Here is a 2,034-nt window from a genome sequence, read left to right on the forward strand (position 1 = left end):
GGCAGCAGCCGGCAAGCGCGCAGGGGCTGTTCGACATGCTGTTCGGCGGCGGCATCCGGCACAACCCGCAAGGCGAATTTCCGCCGCCACCGAAGCCTCGCAAGATAGGTCCGGCAACGCCGGGGGCGGGTGGCGGCGGCGCCCGAATCAGCAGCCCGACCTACAACACCTACCGGGCCGACAAGCTCGTGCGCGTCGACTTCAAGTCGCTGGTGCCTGCGACGCCGCCCGCAACGGCGCAGGATGCCGCCTTCGTGCCGTCAGTGACCAGCACCGCGTTCCGCGATGCCGTTGCCGGCCTGAGCGACTACGAGCTGTTCGCCGAGCCTGACATCGCCAAGGCGCTGATTGCCTATTACTCGGCCAATCCGGATTTCATCTGGGTGCGCGACAACGCCCCCAACAGCAGGGCGCAGGATGCGGTGCGGGTGCTGGGCGAGGCGGCGAGCTACGGTTTGACGCCGGCCGACTACTCCGTCGACATTCCGGCGGCCGCGACTTCCGCCACGCCGGAAGAGCGGACCAGGGAACTGGTTCGGTTCGAGATGGCGCTGTCGGCGCGAGTGCTGCGCTACGCCCATGATGCCCAGAGCGGCCGTGTCGATCCCAACCGGATGACCGGCTACTATGATTTCCCGGCCAAGCCGTTCGATCTGGAAGGCGCGCTGAAGACACTGGCGCATACCCAGGAGGTCCGCACCTATCTGGAGTCGCGGCATCCGCAGAATCCGGAATACCAGGCGCTGCGCGTCGAACTGGAAGCGCTCGAGGCCAGCGAGGAAAACGAGATCGTCGTCGATCCCAAGCTGTTGCTCAAGCCGGGTGAGAGCAGCCCGGAACTGCCCAAGTTGCTGACGCTGATTGCCCGCAATCTTGATGACGAGATGGGCGGCAACTATGGCGAGGTGCTTGCCCGCCTTGGCAAGAGCGAGGTTTACGACCCCGAGCTGGTGCCGGTGATCAAGGCGGTGCAGCAGCGGGAAGGCATGAAGGGCGACGGCGTCATCGGGCCGCGGACGGTGGCTTTGCTGGCCGGCGCTTCGAAGGCCGACAGGATCGAAAAGGTCAAGGTGGCGCTCGAGGAGCTGCGCTGGATGCCGTCCGATCTCGGCAGTCCGCGCGTCTTCATCAACCAGCCCGCCTTCACCGCCAGCTATATCGACAGTGGCCAGGAGAAGCTGAAGACCCGCGTCGTCATCGGCCGGGTTACCAACCAGACCGCCTTCTTCTACGACCAGATCAAGCAGGTCGACTTCCATCCCTATTGGGGCGTGCCGCAGTCGATCATCGTCAACGAGATGCTGCCGAGGCTGCGCAGCGATCCCGGCTATCTCGATCGCGCCGGCTATGAGGTGACGGATTCGCGCGGCAGGCAGATCCCGTCGTCAGAGGTGGACTGGGGCGCCTATGGCTCTAAGATCCCATTCAGCGTGCGCCAGCAGCCGAGCGAGGCCAATGCGCTGGGCGAATTGAAGATACTCTTCCCCAACAAGCACGCCATCTACATGCATGACACGCCGCAGAAGTCCTTCTTCGCGCGCGACATGCGGGCGCTCAGCCATGGCTGCGTCCGGCTGCAGGATCCGCGCGGCATGGCCGCCGCAGTGCTTGGAACCTCTGTCGACGACATTGCCGAGAAGCTGAAGCACGGCCATTCGACCGAGAATGTCACGCGCGTCATTCCGGTCTATGTCGCCTATTTCACCGCCTGGCCTGATATGTCCGGCAAGGTCGAGTATTTCGACGACGTCTATGACCGTGATTCCAAGCTGATGCAGGCGCTGGACGCGACCGAAGCGGTGCGCACGCCGTCAAGCTGAGCGCGGTAACTTCAAGCAATTCCGGGCGGAAGGCTACGGCGATACCGCTCGGCCTGACCGCTTCACACTTTTGCTGGAATTGCTTTGATGAGCGGACGGCGGAAGCCGGCGTCGCGCCCGGCAATCAGCCAATAGATCAGGCCGGCCACGAGGCCGGCGCCCGCTATGATGCCCATGTCGGCCAAGCGTTCGGGATAATCGGCAGCGTCAGGCC

General features: G+C 64.4%; 1 protein-coding gene. It reads left to right on the forward strand.

The annotated features are described in order from the left end of the window. Positions 1-1,820, forward strand: a 1,820-nt coding sequence (locus EOA28_RS33985) for a murein L,D-transpeptidase (protein ID WP_148671046.1), incomplete at its 5' end; no start/stop codon positions are given. Between the last annotated feature and the right edge of the window lie 214 nt (positions 1,821-2,034).

Origin of the sequence: Mesorhizobium sp. M2A.F.Ca.ET.067.02.1.1 (assembly GCF_004023285.1) — a bacterium.
Classification (GTDB): Bacteria; Pseudomonadota; Alphaproteobacteria; order Rhizobiales; family Rhizobiaceae; genus Mesorhizobium.